Here is a 257-nt window from a genome sequence, read left to right on the forward strand (position 1 = left end):
GCGGGCCGAAATCGTCACTGTCTCTCTGCGGCGCGAAGGCGGTGACCAGCGGGCCGGCCAGGCCTTCTGGTCGTTCATCGGCGAGCTGGGCATCCGCGTCCTGCCCAATACGGCTGGCTGTCATTCGGTCAAGGAGGCCGTAACCACGGCCCACATGGCTCGCGAACTGTTCGGCACGACCTGGATCAAGCTCGAAGTGATCGGCGAGGCCGATACACTGCAGCCCGATGTGTTCGGGCTGGTAGAGGCTGCACGCA

1 pseudogene is annotated in these 257 nt (G+C 65.0%); it reads left to right on the top strand.

From position 1 onward, the window contains the following. Positions 1 to 257 (top strand): annotated as a pseudogene (locus A3840_RS01760) (thiazole synthase); the annotation flags it as partial.

Source organism: Devosia elaeis (assembly GCF_001650025.1).
Lineage (GTDB): Bacteria > Pseudomonadota > Alphaproteobacteria > Rhizobiales > Devosiaceae > Devosia > Devosia elaeis.